At 43.4% G+C, this 15,601-nt stretch carries 15 protein-coding genes; 4 read left to right on the plus strand and 11 right to left on the minus strand.

The genetic code is table 11. The annotated features are described in order from the left end of the window. Positions 1-24: 24 nt before the first annotated feature. The 7 genes from ACFSVM_RS11535 to zwf all read right to left on the minus strand — a co-directional run bounded on the left by ACFSVM_RS11535 (position 25) and on the right by zwf (position 8,300). Positions 25-1,170 (minus strand): hypothetical protein, encoded by a 1,146-nt coding sequence (locus ACFSVM_RS11535; protein WP_379262221.1) that lies wholly within the window; start codon positions 1,168-1,170, stop codon positions 25-27. 1 nt (position 1,171) lies between these two features. Further along, positions 1,172-1,975, minus strand: coding sequence for a lipase family protein (locus ACFSVM_RS11540; protein ID WP_076313807.1), 804 nt, complete (start codon positions 1,973-1,975; stop codon positions 1,172-1,174). Beyond that, complete coding sequence (locus tag ACFSVM_RS11545; RefSeq protein WP_076313806.1) at positions 1,968-2,300, minus strand: hypothetical protein; 333 nt, start codon at positions 2,298-2,300, stop codon at positions 1,968-1,970. The genes ACFSVM_RS11540 and ACFSVM_RS11545 overlap by 8 nt, the downstream gene beginning before the upstream one ends. Before the next feature lie 252 nt (positions 2,301-2,552). Further along, positions 2,553-4,193, minus strand: a complete 1,641-nt coding sequence (locus ACFSVM_RS11550) for a hydroxysqualene dehydroxylase (RefSeq protein WP_379262224.1) — start codon at positions 4,191-4,193, stop codon at positions 2,553-2,555. Between the two features lie 269 nt (positions 4,194-4,462). Beyond that, the gene (gene gndA, locus ACFSVM_RS11555) at positions 4,463-5,899 is read right to left on the minus strand and encodes an NADP-dependent phosphogluconate dehydrogenase (RefSeq protein ID WP_379262226.1); all 1,437 of its coding nucleotides are present in this window, start codon (positions 5,897-5,899) and stop codon (positions 4,463-4,465) included. A gap of 41 nt (positions 5,900-5,940) precedes the next feature. Next, on the minus strand, positions 5,941-6,606 hold the full coding sequence (gene fsa / locus ACFSVM_RS11560) for a fructose-6-phosphate aldolase (RefSeq protein WP_076313803.1): 666 nt from the start codon (positions 6,604-6,606) through the stop codon (positions 5,941-5,943). A gap of 137 nt (positions 6,607-6,743) precedes the next feature. After that, a complete protein-coding gene (gene zwf, locus ACFSVM_RS11565; RefSeq protein ID WP_076314094.1) occupies positions 6,744-8,300 on the minus strand; it encodes a glucose-6-phosphate dehydrogenase in 1,557 nt (518 codons plus the stop codon). 152 nt (positions 8,301-8,452) lie between these two features. Here zwf and ACFSVM_RS11570 point away from each other — a divergent pair, with 152 nt between their 5' ends. The 3 genes from ACFSVM_RS11570 (at position 8,453) to cyoE (ending at position 11,139) form a co-directional block, all read left to right on the plus strand. Then, positions 8,453-9,331, plus strand: a complete 879-nt coding sequence (locus tag ACFSVM_RS11570; RefSeq protein ID WP_090724383.1) for a LysR family transcriptional regulator — start codon at positions 8,453-8,455, stop codon at positions 9,329-9,331. 54 nt (positions 9,332-9,385) lie between these two features. Beyond that, positions 9,386-9,844 (plus strand): DUF4385 domain-containing protein, encoded by a 459-nt coding sequence (locus tag ACFSVM_RS11575; RefSeq protein WP_076313801.1) that lies wholly within the window; start codon positions 9,386-9,388, stop codon positions 9,842-9,844. A gap of 365 nt (positions 9,845-10,209) precedes the next feature. Further along, on the plus strand, positions 10,210-11,139 hold the full coding sequence (cyoE, locus tag ACFSVM_RS11580; protein ID WP_076313800.1) for a heme o synthase: 930 nt from the start codon (positions 10,210-10,212) through the stop codon (positions 11,137-11,139). A gap of 120 nt (positions 11,140-11,259) precedes the next feature. Here the strand turns inward: cyoE and ACFSVM_RS11585 are convergent, their stop codons facing one another. Then, a complete protein-coding gene (locus ACFSVM_RS11585) occupies positions 11,260-11,787 on the minus strand; it encodes an AAA family ATPase (RefSeq protein WP_379262230.1) in 528 nt (175 codons plus the stop codon). 101 nt (positions 11,788-11,888) lie between these two features. After that, on the minus strand, positions 11,889-13,256 hold the full coding sequence (locus ACFSVM_RS11590) for a hypothetical protein (protein ID WP_379262232.1): 1,368 nt from the start codon (positions 13,254-13,256) through the stop codon (positions 11,889-11,891). A 198-nt stretch (positions 13,257-13,454) separates the two neighbouring features. On the opposite strand from ACFSVM_RS11590, the gene ACFSVM_RS11595 reads away from it, so the two are divergent. Continuing rightward, a complete protein-coding gene (locus ACFSVM_RS11595) occupies positions 13,455-13,580 on the plus strand; it encodes a sporulation protein YjcZ (protein ID WP_143757745.1) in 126 nt (41 codons plus the stop codon). Positions 13,581-13,685: 105 nt separating this feature from the next. On the opposite strand, the gene ACFSVM_RS11600 is transcribed toward ACFSVM_RS11595, so the two are convergent. Both ACFSVM_RS11600 and ACFSVM_RS11605 read right to left on the minus strand, forming a co-directional pair. Continuing rightward, the gene (locus ACFSVM_RS11600; protein ID WP_379262234.1) at positions 13,686-14,993 is read right to left on the minus strand and encodes a DUF4179 domain-containing protein; all 1,308 of its coding nucleotides are present in this window, start codon (positions 14,991-14,993) and stop codon (positions 13,686-13,688) included. Then, the gene (locus ACFSVM_RS11605) at positions 14,905-15,522 is read right to left on the minus strand and encodes an RNA polymerase sigma factor (RefSeq protein WP_379262236.1); all 618 of its coding nucleotides are present in this window, start codon (positions 15,520-15,522) and stop codon (positions 14,905-14,907) included. Before ACFSVM_RS11605 ends, ACFSVM_RS11600 begins: the two co-directional genes overlap by 89 nt. Positions 15,523-15,601: the final 79 nt, after the last annotated feature.

The raw sequence follows: 15,601 nt of genomic DNA on the forward strand, positions 1-15,601 counted from the left end.
ATTATTCGACAAAAAAACTTCTATCTACATTGCCCCCAGTTCTGACCACGACATCGAAAAATAATGATTGGATTCTCCTCTGAAGATCATCGCATGATTTGTCGGATTGGCCGTGATATCAACAATATACCTCGCACCGATCTTATCCCATCGTTTAACCAAATTCCCCTCCGAGTCAAACACGACAATGGCCATCCCCATTCGATGATCTGCGTAGCTGAGCGGCCAATAGGTATAGCTATTGGATCTTAAGACAGGATATACCTCTTTGGGTTCAAAGGTGTCCGGTGAAGTCAGGCTCAGTGCCTTTAGATCCGCTGGAATCGAAGGTAAGAATTGGATCGGAACCTGGTCAATTTGGAAAAAACGCTGAGGTTGAGGTGAAGCTGTAGGTACCACATCGTCTTGCGTCCATGAGGCCCGAGCCTCGTCCATTTGATTCAATTGAAGCACGGCATCTGACAGCTGAAGCGCGTTTGCCTTGGTTACTGCCGGTTCGACAAAATTCACGACCATCTGCTGCAACGTGACCCGTGTAACAGCATCCCCTCTGTCCTGCATTTGGTCTAATTGATACTTAATGTAGTGCATCGAGCGAATGATGATGTCTAGTCGATTCAAGGTCAATAGCTTCATTGCCCGAATATGATTCAGATGATGAATATTTCTGCGAAGTTTATTTCTCAGGATCATCTGCTGTACTGTACGGATTCCAGCGGACGCCATCGCTGCGACAGTACCTGCTGTCAATGCGCCTGCAGTCAGACCGACGCTCACCTCTGCACCGAAGGCTGAGCCAGCGAGCTCCCCAGCCCAAGCCGAGTCAAATAATCCGGCTCCGATGTGCTGTGCTGTAGCTTCAGGAGCAAGCAGCAGAATAGAACCAATCACTGCAGCCGTACACATTATTAAACTGGAAATCCTCATCGGCGTACGGTTAGCCCCAGTATCATGTGTCAATTCAGACAGCTTCCATATTTCATGGAGCTCTGCCTGTGGAGCAAAGTCATGCTCTGTATATAGCAGACCCAGTTTATCATGAATTTCATCGTTTAATTCCTTGAAATGCTTATACTTCTCCTTCATTTGGTGAAGCAGGGATTCTACATCAGCATACAGCTCAATCCACCTTGCTCTACGTTTATGATTGTTCCGGAATAAATTCAGCATATCATCCAACTCTTTCTTTATTCTGATCGTGCTCTAACTTCATTTGAGCAATACATGACAGATACGTATCAAGCTTGTGATATTCGGTAATTCCTCTTCCAATCGCGGGATTGTTCAAGGAATCAACTTGAAATCCTGATTCTGGATGAACGTAACCCAGCTCGCAGCTCGGCAGTTTCGGAACGATATCAGGCACATTATATATTCGAAACGTACGAGGAACAGCCTGTTCATATGTCTCTATGAACACCCGATCCCCTACCATGGGTGAACCGAAAGTGTAAACCTCTGTATCTATATTGTAAAAAGCGGCTGCAAAAGCAGTAAGCATGGCTAAGGCTCCCCCTAAACTATGGCCTGCCACTATCAAATGAGAAGCATTCATATCCTCAATGTACGCTGTGAGCATCTGTACCTTATTGGTCACCGTACAGCAGACCTTCAAGGATCGATACATCCTTGCGAATCCTTCCTCCACTTTGCCGATTCCACCTGGTTCAGAATAGGACAGCAGGAAGAAATCGAAATGCTCTGCCCATTTAAGCAGCGCAGCTGTCCCGCGGAACAAGATTGCATAGATGGAAGGATCGGCGATCGACTGGATGATACAACCGATACATTGTTCCGATTGCCATTGGAATTGGGAAGGCTCAAGCGTAATATTGGCAATGATACGCCAATTAGAAGGACATGAGATATTTGGAGTAGTACCCGCATCTGAAGCCTCATCACCTGCTGTATACAAAGCCTTAATCATGTTACCCCACCGCATTGCCTCATCTCGATTAAGCACCGGATTAACCATAATGAACAGCTCCAATATGAGCTTCAATCACTCGAATCGTCTCGCCCAGTGCCGGCGAGATCAGCTCAATACGTTCGATCCACTCTCCAGTCAATTCTTGTTCAAGCCTTAGGGTAAATACATGCAGGACGGAAGGTAATAATGATGCATGATCTTTAACGGGAGCAGGGGTATATACCTCTCTGGTTACCGATATCGGTGAACCCGGTTCAACTCTCCAGTCATATCCGGCAGAAACCGAATCGTTACTGACAGCAACAAACGTTTCCTCCCCTTTCGCCAATCTGACGATAACTTTTGTTACAGGAATTGATTGGGTATGCATCAAAATCTTCCTTTCTATACTGGGGTTCCTCACTTGGTACTTATGATCTTACAAGAATCGGTTAAAGTTACGTTCAAGCCAATCTAAAGATTAGTTAAAGATCGTTCTTAATCTTTAGTTAAAAAAACTTAAATTGTAGAGTGGGATATATAAACTTAAACCTTAAAATGCTAAATTTGAACCTGGAAATGCTAAATTTAAGCATAAAAAAGCACCGCCTTTTACAAGACGATGCTTTGAGGAATTATCAAATTATATTTTACCGTCCCAAGGAAGTCCCTTGTGATAGCGGTGACGGTCATGTGCATGCCATGGTGCCAAATAATCAACACCGAGAAAATCATATTCATACATCTCCCAAATCTTGCACAGCTTCTGACTAGAGCCTGCTGCATGAAGAATAGCATTCACCGCTCTTCTTCCTGCTTCATTTGCACCTTCCATCGTAGCGAGATCCGTGTTGGTCTTAACATAGTCGGAGGCGAGGAATAAGTTTGGAATGGAGGTATACGCATTCGGGCGCAGTTCCCAGGTTCCCACCTCATTGATTAACAGGGGCTCCAGATTCACCGTATGATGCGGATTCTCGAAATGTATATCTGTATCCAGGAACCATGAATGAAGCACTTCATCACGCAAAATGGTGCTGCCTACATTCAATCCCCTCTTTAGCTGCTCCCATACCTCTTCTTTAATCTCTTCCGGTGTACAATCCATAGCCGGTTTGCGAATATGTATTCCTTCGGTTTCCCAATCAGATATATCTACTGACAATACGCCTTTAACTTGTCCGTCTCCATAATTGCTCCAATCGAAGCCATCCCAGAATTGGGCCTGCGATATGGAGGTTAATGACCATGGAGAATCAAAATACATCACATGGCCAGGGGCCACAGGGACGTCTTCCTTCAAATAGAATTGAATACCGTTCATCCAATCGATGGACTTCGACAGCAGGCGGATGTTCGCTAATTCATGATGAGCCGATGCCATCTCGTTCGTAATAAATTCTGACATGATCTCAACCGGAAATGCAGCTACATAGTAATCAGCTGTGATCGTGCTGCTCTCTCCATTCTTCACTACCGTAACCCCGCTGATCTGACCGTTCTTATAGTGGAGTTCCTTCACCTGCGCCTCAGTTTCGTAGATCGCACCTTTGCTCTCGATATAATGAACCCAAGCGTCAATCCAGCGATTATTCGTAGGTCCATCCAGAATGCGCACAAACGATAAGCCTGGGGTCAATATATCCAGTGTCATCTGTGCCGCAACTGTACCCACAGTTTTGGTATTCGCCTTAGTCGACTTGCACGCGACCAGCGTCTTCGTAATATTGCCAAACACTTTGCGGAAGGCTGGAGAATATTTGTCTGCTTCAATGAACTCCCACCAAGGTATGTCCTGATACTCATTCTCTCGTCTCTCATCACAGCTGGTCATGACCTGCCATAGCTTAGATGTATACTGTTCCAGATCAGCTTCTGTTAAGCCTAGTCCATTATCAAATAACAATTTGATTAAATCTCGGAGATCATCAAGTGAGAATTTCATCTCGGTCACAAGTGGAACGAGTGGATGTGTATCTGTAGAAATATCCAGACGGGGCACTTCCACCAAATTATCGTATACCACCTTCCCATTTTCATAAGGGATTTTCTTCATCGAATCAATGACATGTCTATAGAACTTCGGGAACAACCGAAATCCGTGCTCGCCTGGAAGATCCGAACGATCCCCTACAGCAGAGCCAGAATAAGGCATGCTGCGTGCCTTCCCCCCTGGAATGGCTTTGAATTCGTACACCTCCACTTCAAAACCGCGATCGACGAGCTCATGTGCGGCCGTTAAACCTGCAACTCCTCCACCTAATACTGCTACTTTCTTGCCCATACTTCCCCTCCCCATGTTATCTGAAGCGTTATTCCCCCTCATCATAGCAAATTTCGACAGAAAAGTATTTCACCTATTTTAAAAAATAGACAATATCATCGTATCTTCATTCGGCCCATAATATTCTCGAATACGACCCTGCCTATCAATATTACTGCAATAACACCTATCTAAAAAAATACACCTGCATATAAAAAAAGAGTACTCACGGCTACCTGATGGTAACCATGAGCACTCTGATCATTATGAATCGGCTTATAATTGCAATTTTATTTCGTCTCCAGAACCTTCTCAGCAGACTCCATCCATTGGTAATGGAAGGTTCCTTCCTTGTCCACACGATTGAACGTATGCGCGCCAAAGTAATCACGCTGAGCCTGCAGCAGGTTTGCCGGAAGACGCTCTGTACGATAGCTGTCATAGTAGGCGAGCGCAGAAGCGAACGCAGGAACCGGAATACCATACTGAACGGCGATAGAGACTACTTTTCTCCAAGCTTCCTGATAGTTGTTCACTACCCAGCCGAAGTAATCATCCAGCAGCAGATTTTTGAGGTCTGGATTCTTGTCATAAGCTTCCTTGATATTCTCGAGGAAACGGGCACGGATAATGCAGCCTCCTCTAAAGATCATAGCAATACTTCCGAAATTCAGATTCCAGTTGTATTCATCTGATGCAGAGCGAAGCTGTGCAAATCCTTGGGCATAAGAAGCAATTTTGCTCGCATACAAAGCTTTACGAACCGCTTCAATAAATTCTTTAGCATCACCATCATAAGGTTTAGTATTAGGACCGCTCAGAATCTTGCTGGCCGCTGCGCGTTCTTCCTTCATTGCGGACAGGAAGCGTGCAAATACAGACTCCGTTACGATGGAGAGCGGAACCCCTAGATCAAGAGAGCTTTGACTTGTCCATTTACCCGTACCCTTCTGACCTGCAGCATCCAGAATGACATCAACCATCGGCTTGCCTGTATCAGGATCTTGTTTGGAGAAGATATCAGCTGTAATCTCAATCAAGTAGCTGTCCAGCTCACCGCGGTTCCATTCTGTGAAGATCTCATGCAGCTCATCTGTGTTCAGATTAAGAACATCCTTCAGCAAGTGATACGCCTCACCAATCAGCTGCATATCACCGTACTCGATACCATTGTGAACCATTTTCACGTAATGACCGGAGCCGCCTTCTCCAATATAAGTGGAGCAAGGGTCTCCATTTACTTTTGCAGAAATGGCTGTAAGAATCGGTTCCACGAGATCATAAGCATCTTTTTGTCCGCCAGGCATAATGGCAGGTCCTTTAAGTGCTCCTTCTTCACCGCCGGAAACACCAGCTCCGATAAACCGAAGCCCTTTGGCTGCGAGCTCTTGATATCTGCGTTCGGTGTCAGGGAAATAGGCGTTTCCACCGTCAATCAGAATATCTCCCTCTTCCAAGTGAGGTACAAGCTGTTCAATAAGCGCATCCGTCGGTTCGCCGGCTTTGACCATCATCATGATCTTGCGCGGTGTTTCAAGGGATGCTACGAATTCCTCAATACTGTATGTGCCTACAAAATTTTTACCTTCTGCTTCTGCCAGCAGTTCTTTGGTCTTCTCTGACGATCGATTATATAAAGCTACTGTGAAGCCTTTGCTCTCCATATTTAAGGCCAGATTCTTACCCATCACCGCAAGGCCGGCTACCCCGATTTGTTGTTTGCTCACGAATCTCTTCTCCTCCTGTTTCGGTTTCCAGTTTACTTCGATTATTTCACGCTTTTTTGCCAATCCGCTGCAAATTTCTCAAGACCTTGATCAGTCAGTGGATGCTTAGAGATTTGCTCAATAACGGAGAAAGGTACAGTAGCGATGTGCGCACCTGCCATAGCAACACGTGTTACATGATCCGGATGACGCACAGATGCTGCGATGATTTGTGTATCCAGGTTGTGCGTACGGAACAATTCAGCTACTTTGGATACCAATTGAACGCCATCTTCTGAGATATCGTCCAAACGGCCAAGGAATGGTGATACATAAGTCGCACCTGCACGTGCAGCAAGAAGCGCTTGGTTCACTGTGAATATCAATGTAACGTTAGTTTTGACACCTTTATTGGCAAGATAACGGCATGCTTCAAGACCTGCGAGGGTCATTGGCAGCTTGATCGTAATGTTCTTATCGTTGTTATTAATCTTAATGAGCTCATTGGCCTGTTCAATCATCTCTTCTGCCGATATCGCGTCAGGCGTTACTTCTGCAGATACGGATTCTACATCAGGTACAAGCTGCAAAATTTCTTCAATTCGATCTTCAAATTTTACGCCTTCTTTGGCTACCAAAGATGGATTCGTTGTTACTCCAGATAGCACTCCGATTTTATAAGCGGTTTTAATATCCTGTACATTCGCTGTGTCAATAAAGAATTTCATTTTGTGTAGCCTCCTGTAATGTGTTTTAATATCGATTTGGTAAATATATAAATTAATCTGTAGACGAATGAATCTCACATCTCACATCTTGTACTAAGAATGTGAAATTCATTCAGATGAACAGAACTTACCCAAATTTATCCTACAATAACTTGTGCAACGGGAGTAGCTTCTGAAGATTCATCTTCAGCAGTAGTCTCCATTTCATGTAAGGCAAAGGTCTCAGCCGGCTCATCAAACCACCAACGATAACCGTCATGAGCAAGCATTTCATTTGCTGCTGCCGGACCGTGAGAACCTGCAGGGTACGGATGAAGCGGCACTTCATTCTCAGCAAAAGCCTCAAGTATTGGTTGTACCCATTTCCAGGATAGCTCCACTTCATCCCAGTGCACGAAGAAGGTCGAGTCGCCAATCAAGGCATCGTTAATCAAGGTCTCATAAGCTTCAGGTGCTTCGGTCCGGTCAGGATATAGATCGATGTTGACCGGCTTGAACCCGCCATGATGCTCACGGTCCTTCGTATTCAGCTGCAGCGTGATTCCTTCATCTGGACCAATATCAAAGATGAGCAGATTAGGCGTAATGGATTGTTGAGTACTTCCAAGTGATTTAATCGGATCTTTGAATTCAACAACCATCCGTGTGTGCTTGGATTTCAAACGTTTGCCCGTACGGATATAGAACGGAACTCCACGCCAGTAGTAGTTGTCAATGTTCAGCTTGGCAGCGATAAACGTATCATTCATCGAATCTTCTGCAATACCGGGCTCTGCAGTATATCCTTGGACTGGCGTTCCACGAAGTGTTCCAGCAGTGTATTGTCCGCGCACGATGCGTGTGGCAACATCCTGTCTCTGCAGAGGTTCAAGGGCTTCAAGCACCTTTTTCTTCTTCAATCTGACATTCTCTGCAGATGGGCTGTTCTGGGGCACCTGGATGGCCAGCATCATGAGCAACTGCAGCATATGATTCTGGAACATGTCACGTACAGCACCGACATGATCATAGTAGCCTGCACGTTCTTCCACTCCAACGGTTTCATCCGCCGTAATCTGAACGTTTGCAATGTAACGATTATTCCACAAGGCCTGAATGACCGGGTTCGCTTGCTGTAATGCTTCAAGACGCTGAACCATCGGCTTGCCGAGGTAATGGTCTATTCTGTATATTTCCTCTTCAGAGAATGCCTCGCTGAGCTGAGCATTCAGTACCCGAGCCGAAGCCAGGTCATGTCCGAAAGGCTTCTCGATGACAAGTCTCTTCCAGCCCGTAACCTCACCGAGTCCGCTGTTCTCGATCTGCGATGCGATCGTTCCGAAGAACTCGGGTCCTACAGAAAGGTAGAAGAAACGATTCGCACGGCCTTCATGAGCCTGCTCCCACGCTTGAATGCGTTCTTTTAATTGAACAAAATCCTCTTGTTTATCAATATTTAAAATATTAAAGCCGAATAAGCTTAGAAATGCTTGTAACGTATGATCTTCCTTCACTTCGAAACGATAAAAATCAAAAAGAGACTGCTTAACATGGGCCTGGAAGGTTTCATCAGATAAGCTTCTTCTTCCTAGACCAATCAGAGAAAATGTCTCTGGCAGCTTTCCGTTTAGAAACAAATGATATAGTGCTGGATATATTTTTCGTTTGGCCAAATCGCCTGTAGCTCCAAACAATACAAAAGTTGTAGGGTTCACTTCCATGATCTCCTTCCTGCTGAGAGTACACAGTCACCGAAAATTTCGTATGGCTGCGATCATCTCTGGTATCTATTTCTTAGTTACACTATAATACAAAGAACAGTTATACATGTAATTAATATATTTCAGAGGAGATATAGACCACATCTATGACAAATAATTATGAACTATACAAAGTTTTCTATTGGGCTGCCAAAACAGGGAGTTTAACCCAGGCAGCAAAAGCATTGTACCTTACACAACCTAGCGTAAGCCATGCTATTAAACAGCTTGAAGAGAGCTTTGGCGTGACGCTGTTTTATCGTACCTCCAAGGGAGTTAATCTAACACAGGAAGGAACCATTCTATTTTCATATATAGAACAGTCTCAAATTATGATCTCACTTGCCGAGGAAAAAATGGCAGCATTAAAAAATCTGGACAGCGGAGAACTCCGTGTGGGAGGCAGTGATTCGTTATTTAAACACTACCTGCTTCCATTTCTTGAGGATTATCACGCGAAATACCCGGGCGTCAAGCTGCATCTTAACCATGGAACCACACCTGAGGTCATCTCTTACCTCAAAGAAGGCCGCATTGATCTCGGTGTCGTCCGAATGCCAATCGTCGATTCCCATCTTGAAGTAACCGAAAGTATTCAGCTTCAGGATTGTTTTGTCGCAGGAGAACATTATGCAGAGCTCAAAGGGGTACAGCTGTCTATGGAAGAGCTGATGGAATATCCTGTCATTTTATTCTCGCGTAACAGCCGGGCCAGAATGGCCGTCACTGAACTGTTTCAACGATATGGATATGAGCTGAAGCCTGAGATTGAAGTCGGCAGTGTGGACTTGCTTATTGAATTTGCCCGAAGGGGTTTAGGGATATCGTATGTCACTCGTGAATTCGTGTCTAAAGAATTGAGGGAAGGCTCTTTATTTGAGATTGAACTGGATATTAATCTGCCTCCATCCAAGGTAGGCGTTATGATTATGCGTAATATGCCCATATCCAGCGCAGCAACAAGGTTCCTTGAAATGGTGAGGTGACTCTAGGCAGGGTATATAGAAGTATACTCAGCCAACAGGAGGAACTGATCTGCGATGAAATCATTCGATTATGATTTAAAATATGACGAACTTGACCTTAGACAGCACCCGGAACTTTATACGATTGGCCGTGGAGAACAAGGTGTTCTGCTTGTTGAGCCCTACAAGAGCGAGATTCTCCCCCACTGGAGATTCAAAACACCCGAAATAGCGAAGGAATCCTCCAAAAAGATATACGACATGTTTCTTCAATATAAGAAGCAGGACGATTTTGTAGGAATGGACATGGCACGGAAATTTTTACAAATGGGCTACACACGTGCAAGAAGATATGCAAATCATAAAGGCGGGAGAAAATATGCCAAGGAGGATGGCTCCCTTCTGCCATTTCAGAATGATCCGGTAAAGGCGGAGGCAGCAGCTATATTCAAAGCCCAGTGGGAGATTGTAAAGAAAGATCCAGATTATGTAAAAATGAAAGGCATTCATCGACAAAAGTATGAAAACGCATAGGTAGGAAGAACACATTTTCTGAATATTAAAATACCTTTATGAAAAAGTTAATAAGAAGTTCACAATTTATTGAATGAATTATTAAATATTTTACAAACAAACATTTTTCCTTTAAAAATTGGTATGCTGTATACAGTTGAACTAAAGATTTAACAGGAACATGTAACATTCAGGCTAGACAGTAGATCAAATTTAGTTCAATCTATATAGATAGAATCAATTTCATAAATCATTAAAAAGGTGAAATTGAAACTATATATAGACAAATAAAATCATTTTTTTCTATATATAGTCTTGATTGAAGCAACCAAAGGTATTATGAAATTGATTCATATACTAATTTAATCATAGAAGTGAGTGGAATTATGAGTACAATTAATAACAGTTCAGGATCAAGTGCGCAAGCGGATGTTCAATCCCTGCCACAGGTTTTCTTTGCGACCATTAAGACAGGAATCATAAAATCAAATCTCATCGCGATGTTTGCCGGACTTAGTATGGCGCTCTATGTATTCAATGTTTCGTTTATTGACCATTTGGGTGCTATTATCTTGTCGATTATTGGTTCCTCGCTCGTTATCGGTTCTGCGGGTACATTTAACAATCTGTACGACCGGGACATCGATGCCATTATGCAGCGAACCAAGGATCGCCCGACCGTCACAGGCAAAGTGGATACAAAGTCAGGTCTTATCCTCGGATTCCTGATGAGTGCTCTCGGTATACTCCTGCTCTATTTTAGCTCACCGATGGCTGCATTTTTTGGATTTCTCGGATTATTCCTATATGTTGTGCCTTATACGATGTGGACCAAACGGACAACCATTTACAATACGGAAGTAGGCAGTATCTCCGGAGCCGTTCCTCCGCTTATTGGGTGGTCTGTCATCTCGAGCGAGCTCGGACACTTCGAAATCTGGGCGCTGGTTGCGACGATGCTCATATGGCAAATGCCGCATTTCTATGCGATCGCCATCCGCCGATTGGACGAGTACAAAGCAGCCAAAGTACCTATGCTGCCTGTTGTAAAAGGAATCAAGCGGACTTATTTGCAAACCAATTTTTATCTGATATTGCTTATCGCTTCAAGCGCCCTGTTCTGGCCGTTTAATCCTTACATTGCCGGAATTGCCTTTGCATTAAGTCTCGCCTGGTTCATCTTCAGCTTGGTGAGCTATCGCAAATCAGACATTACGGGCTGGGCGAAGAAGATGTTTATCTTCTCCTTGAATCATATGACCTTATTGTTCGTGATCGTCATTATTTTCTCCCTGATTGCTCAAATGTTAAGATAGTGTGAAATCATTGCATATTGCAATAGCAAAAAAACCCTAAGCTTTTCTTATTTTTAGAGAAGCTTAGGGTCTGCCCTCAGTTTTTCTTAACATAGAAAAACTCAGGGCTTTTTTTTGATTTTATGTATGAGCTAGACGAAACCTCACATCTTCAAAAATTTCCTTTGCAAGCTCATCTGGACGCTTATGACCGGCATCAATCAGGAAGGCCTGATTGCTAGAAGAAGATATTAATTGGGTTCGCAGAAAGAGTGATCGCTCAATGTACTGTCCATCCCCTCTCTGTTGAAGTCGTGTGTTCAGCGTATCCGGCTCTGCATGCAGCACTGCGTAGTGAAGCTCCACACCCAGATCCGATAACTGTTCGCGAAACCACTCAAGCTCATCTTCGACGACAAAATCGATAACGACAGGAATTCCGTTCATAATCAAATTCCTTGTAACTGCCGTAATATTTAGCCATGCGATTCGAAGGCGCTCCTCCCATTCGGGTTCAGTATCTCCACGGTATACATGAAGAAGCAGATCTCCTTCGATTAAAGCACACTGGTTCATTGTATCAGCCAAAGCCTTGGATACTGTCGATTTCCCAACTCCCAGTGGACCAGAGATTAGATAAACGGATGGTGTTTTTTCCAATTGAATCAAGAGACTAGCCTCCTCACTATAAATAATCAACGGATCCTAATGACCGATCCAAGACACTTAAGATGCAATCGGTCATTTAGAAAGTTGTTTTCCGCTGCATGCTACTGAATAAATGTCAGTCTTCCGCCGATTGACCGAATATGATTCACATCAGCATACAAGATAAAGTAATTATAATAGGTCCCTCCAATTTGAACAGGTCGTGGGTATCTGACAATAAGCGCTGCTTGTTGATTCATTTCTGGAGGCTGATCTGCCGATGGGTAAATGAAGCATGCATCTTGATGTTGAATCGATGTCTGGATCACCATTGGTGAAGAGCCATAGGGCATTAACGGATGATAGGCTTCGGAACTGCATACATCGGAAATATCCTCACTGCCGGATATGGCGGATACTTGAAAAAAACCGTCTGGTCCTTCGTACCTTTCCTCACTCACCTGACTCCAATTAGCGGGATATGGAAAGGATACCATGTATATGAAGCTTGTGAAAGTATAATGTGGCGGCCTTCGAATCTTAGGGGACCACTGAAGAGCGGTCATTTGACCTCCGTTAAGCAGGTATACCGGCCTCTGCTCACTAATATCCACAATCCAGAGCTGACTCGCCCTTTCTGCATTGGTGCATCCTGATAAGTATGCGATTTTTTTACCGTCTGGAGACCAGTCAACTGGTGTGGAGAAACAATTAGATATCGTAATCGTCCTTTGATGGTTGCCCATGAAACTGTCGATTTGGATGTGCGAATAATAAGTGGGCTCCTTAAATTCGGTTGCACTGTAAGCGATGTTTTGTGAATCAGGGGACCAGGCAGGAAAATAATTTTTAGAAAGTGATCCCCCTGCAAGTGTATTCGTAGCCCCGGTTTCTAAATTTACAACCGAAATCAATGATTTGCTTGCACCCGGGAAGGTATACAATGCAAATTTGCCATCTGGAGAAATCCGAAGCTGATGAAGCGGGCCGCCCGTATTCCGCGTAATTTGTCTCCGATTTGAACCATCGGTCCGAATACGGTAAATTTGTGTATTTCCGTTAATGTCGGGAGCTGCAAATATTAACTCTTTACCGGAAGGGAACCACTGTGCATCACGAGCTCCTACCTCTAATAAGAAATAACTCCGGTGTGTGAAGGTATCATAGATCATGATTCGCCCATTCTTCACATAAACAAGTGACCGGCTGTCTGGTGACCAATCGAGCAGCGTGTAAGGTTCTATCTGATCGATTCTGGCGATCGCACGCGTCGCGATATCGAGCACAAAGACTACATTATTCACACCAATGAAAGCAATTTTGCTGTTATCTGGAGCCCAGAAAGGGACAGAGAATTCCATGCCCATCCCATCCGTTATCCTCGAATTTAAACCTCCATTCAGTTGATATAGCCAGATATCATAAGATCCGCCACGGTTTGAAGTGTACGCGATCCACCCTTTTTCAATGTCTTGAGAACCCGCTTGCATGACCCACATCCTTTCCTAGACCTGATTCATCATACGTTCTAGATTATTCAGTGAAGCTCAATTAGGCTACTGTCACGTATTGGTGAAGTTGTCACCACCTATGACATTTGAGGATATTTACACTGTAAGGACATTTAACCAGTCAAATCATATGAAAATGCATAGAATGTAAGCATGACCAGCAAGGAGGTGAAGTAAATGAGCGGATATGAATATGTTGGCGGAACTTATGGTGGTTCTCATAAAGATGGAAACAGCGTTGCTGCAATCCTCGTTCTCTTCATTTTGCTAGTTATCATTGCAAAGGCATTTAAAGGATATTAATAAGTAGTAGTCGCAAAAATATGCCCATCCGATTTGGTTATCGGGTGGGCTTTTCCATCATATAACTGGATCGGCTAGCTTCTGGTTACTTACAGCTTCCTTCTTTTAATCAATAGGAATGGTTACACGCTTATTATATGTCTTAATATAATGATATCCATCGAGATGTAATGTCTCCGGTCTGTCTGATGTATTAAAGGAATAGGTTCGTTCCCACAAAATATTGCCATTGCCCAAATCCCAAGGACGCTGAGAAGAAATGGATGATACAGGAACCTGGCTCCCCCCAGCTTCTACATATAAATTATTCTTATCCAGAATTGTAAATTGCTTAGAAGCAACTACGACATCATATCCTGTTTCCGTTTTGCTAACACTTCGAATCCAAATTTTTTCACTACCCATTTTAATGGATTGATCAGATGGTGAGGCAAGAGAGATGGATTCTGGTATTTTATAGTATCCACTGGAATCTTTAACCAATATTTCAAGACTTCTTATTACTTCAGTTGGCAACGTATCAAATCTAAGCTCAAAATCACTTAAGCCGGTAGTGTTGTTAAATTGGATTTGCGTTGTGGTAGGCTTCATTTCGATTCCATTTACATAGAGCAGTGACCTGCCGAAAAACCAATGTTCATGCTCTTCTTCTATTCTAATATGCCCTTTTATGAGGATTGAGCTTGGTGAAGCAGTTAGGGATTCAAAATATATTACTCCTGAATCTACAGAAACAGATCGAGAGATTTTCTCTTTCACCAGGCTCTTCATTGCTTTGCTGGCATCAAATTTGAAAGAAATTGGATAAGATACACTTTCTCCATTATCAAGCCACTCATTAAATGTGACGGTTAATGTTCTAGAGAAGGGACTGATTGGCTCAAAGCTATACACTCCTTCATATTTTCTTTCATCTTCACTGGAATTTCCTCCACCTCCTATTGCAGGCGAATTTGTCATAAAGCCTTGTATGTTTCCGACATTGTAACGAAATGAGCCAATATCACTACTAAATACGGATCCCTTTGGTCGATCAATAGAGTAATGCATAGTGAATGCATTATCATCGGCTATTACCCTCTCAACCGTAATCACAGTACCATCATCTAGAGTTATACTCTTGTTTACAAGCTGCCCGTATCCCTCTTCGGCAGCTTCTGAGAAGCTGGATGCGTTCAGCTCCATATTCAATATTTTGTTTCCGTAATAAGTTAATGCCGGATATTGATAGGTTCCAATCATGAATACTAAGGCGGCAGCGGATAGCCCAAACCACAGTACAGCTTCGTTTTTCTTCTTTTTATTCGGTACACGGTCTAGTGCATTACGAAGTCTGCTTTCCAGCTCTGACGGTGCCTGTATTCTGTCCGAGGTCTGCTTGTGTTCTTGTAATCTCTCCTCGATCGTTCTCATAACGATCACCTCCGTTCATTGATTTCAATTTCACTAACCCCTGTGAGATTCTGGATTTGATCGTACCAATCGGTGTATCTGTCATGTCTGCAATGGCCTGATAAGGAAGGTCATGTATATAACGAAGCTCGATCGCTTCACGCTGACGTGGACTGAGCTTCGACAGAAGCATGCTCATGTCCATTTCAGATTCAAATTGAAGATAAGGATCGTCTTCAGTCAGATTCGTTATGAATGACTCCTGTTCTCCATCAATGAGAATCCATTTTTCTTTTTTACGGAGTAATGATCCGCAATGATTAACAAGTATCGTTTTACTCCAACTGTAAAAAGCTTCTCGCTTCTGTAACTGATCGAGCTTCTCATATAGAGTTACGATCATATCTTCCATTGCATCCATAGCATCATGCTTATTTCCCATGTATTTGTAGGCAAGACGGTAATAAGCGTCCTGATCAGCTAAGATGAGCTGTAATAAAGCCTCTTTCTTCCCCTTTTGAGCTTGTTTAACAAGACGGCTTATGTTCATAGACTCCCCCCTTTTCATAAATAAGAGATTTATATCGCTATAAAAGTTCATTTTAAGCAAAAAAACAACAAAAAAGGAG

Source organism: Paenibacillus shunpengii (assembly GCF_042684905.1).
Classification (GTDB): domain Bacteria; phylum Bacillota; class Bacilli; order Paenibacillales; family Paenibacillaceae; genus Paenibacillus; species Paenibacillus shunpengii.

Excerpts from the sequence above, each read along its gene's own strand:
- fsa (WP_076313803.1), bottom strand. The coding sequence starts at position 6,606 with ATGAAATTCTTTATTGACACAGCGAATGTACAGGATATTAAAACCGCT.
- ACFSVM_RS11550 (WP_379262224.1), bottom strand. The coding sequence starts at position 4,193 with ATGGGCAAGAAAGTAGCAGTATTAGGTGGAGGAGTTGCAGGTTTAACG.
- cyoE (WP_076313800.1), top strand. The coding sequence starts at position 10,210 with ATGAGTACAATTAATAACAGTTCAGGATCAAGTGCGCAAGCGGATGTT.
- ACFSVM_RS11570 (WP_090724383.1), top strand. The coding sequence starts at position 8,453 with ATGACAAATAATTATGAACTATACAAAGTTTTCTATTGGGCTGCCAAA.
- ACFSVM_RS11575 (WP_076313801.1), top strand. The coding sequence starts at position 9,386 with ATGAAATCATTCGATTATGATTTAAAATATGACGAACTTGACCTTAGA.
- ACFSVM_RS11545 (WP_076313806.1), bottom strand. The coding sequence starts at position 2,300 with ATGCATACCCAATCAATTCCTGTAACAAAAGTTATCGTCAGATTGGCG.
- ACFSVM_RS11590 (WP_379262232.1), bottom strand. The coding sequence starts at position 13,256 with ATGCAAGCGGGTTCTCAAGACATTGAAAAAGGGTGGATCGCGTACACT.
- ACFSVM_RS11540 (WP_076313807.1), bottom strand. The coding sequence starts at position 1,975 with ATGGTTAATCCGGTGCTTAATCGAGATGAGGCAATGCGGTGGGGTAAC.
- ACFSVM_RS11605 (WP_379262236.1), bottom strand. The coding sequence starts at position 15,522 with ATGAACATAAGCCGTCTTGTTAAACAAGCTCAAAAGGGGAAGAAAGAG.
- ACFSVM_RS11535 (WP_379262221.1), bottom strand. The coding sequence starts at position 1,170 with ATGCTGAATTTATTCCGGAACAATCATAAACGTAGAGCAAGGTGGATT.
- ACFSVM_RS11600 (WP_379262234.1), bottom strand. The coding sequence starts at position 14,993 with ATGAGAACGATCGAGGAGAGATTACAAGAACACAAGCAGACCTCGGAC.
- ACFSVM_RS11595 (WP_143757745.1), top strand. The coding sequence starts at position 13,455 with ATGAGCGGATATGAATATGTTGGCGGAACTTATGGTGGTTCTCATAAA.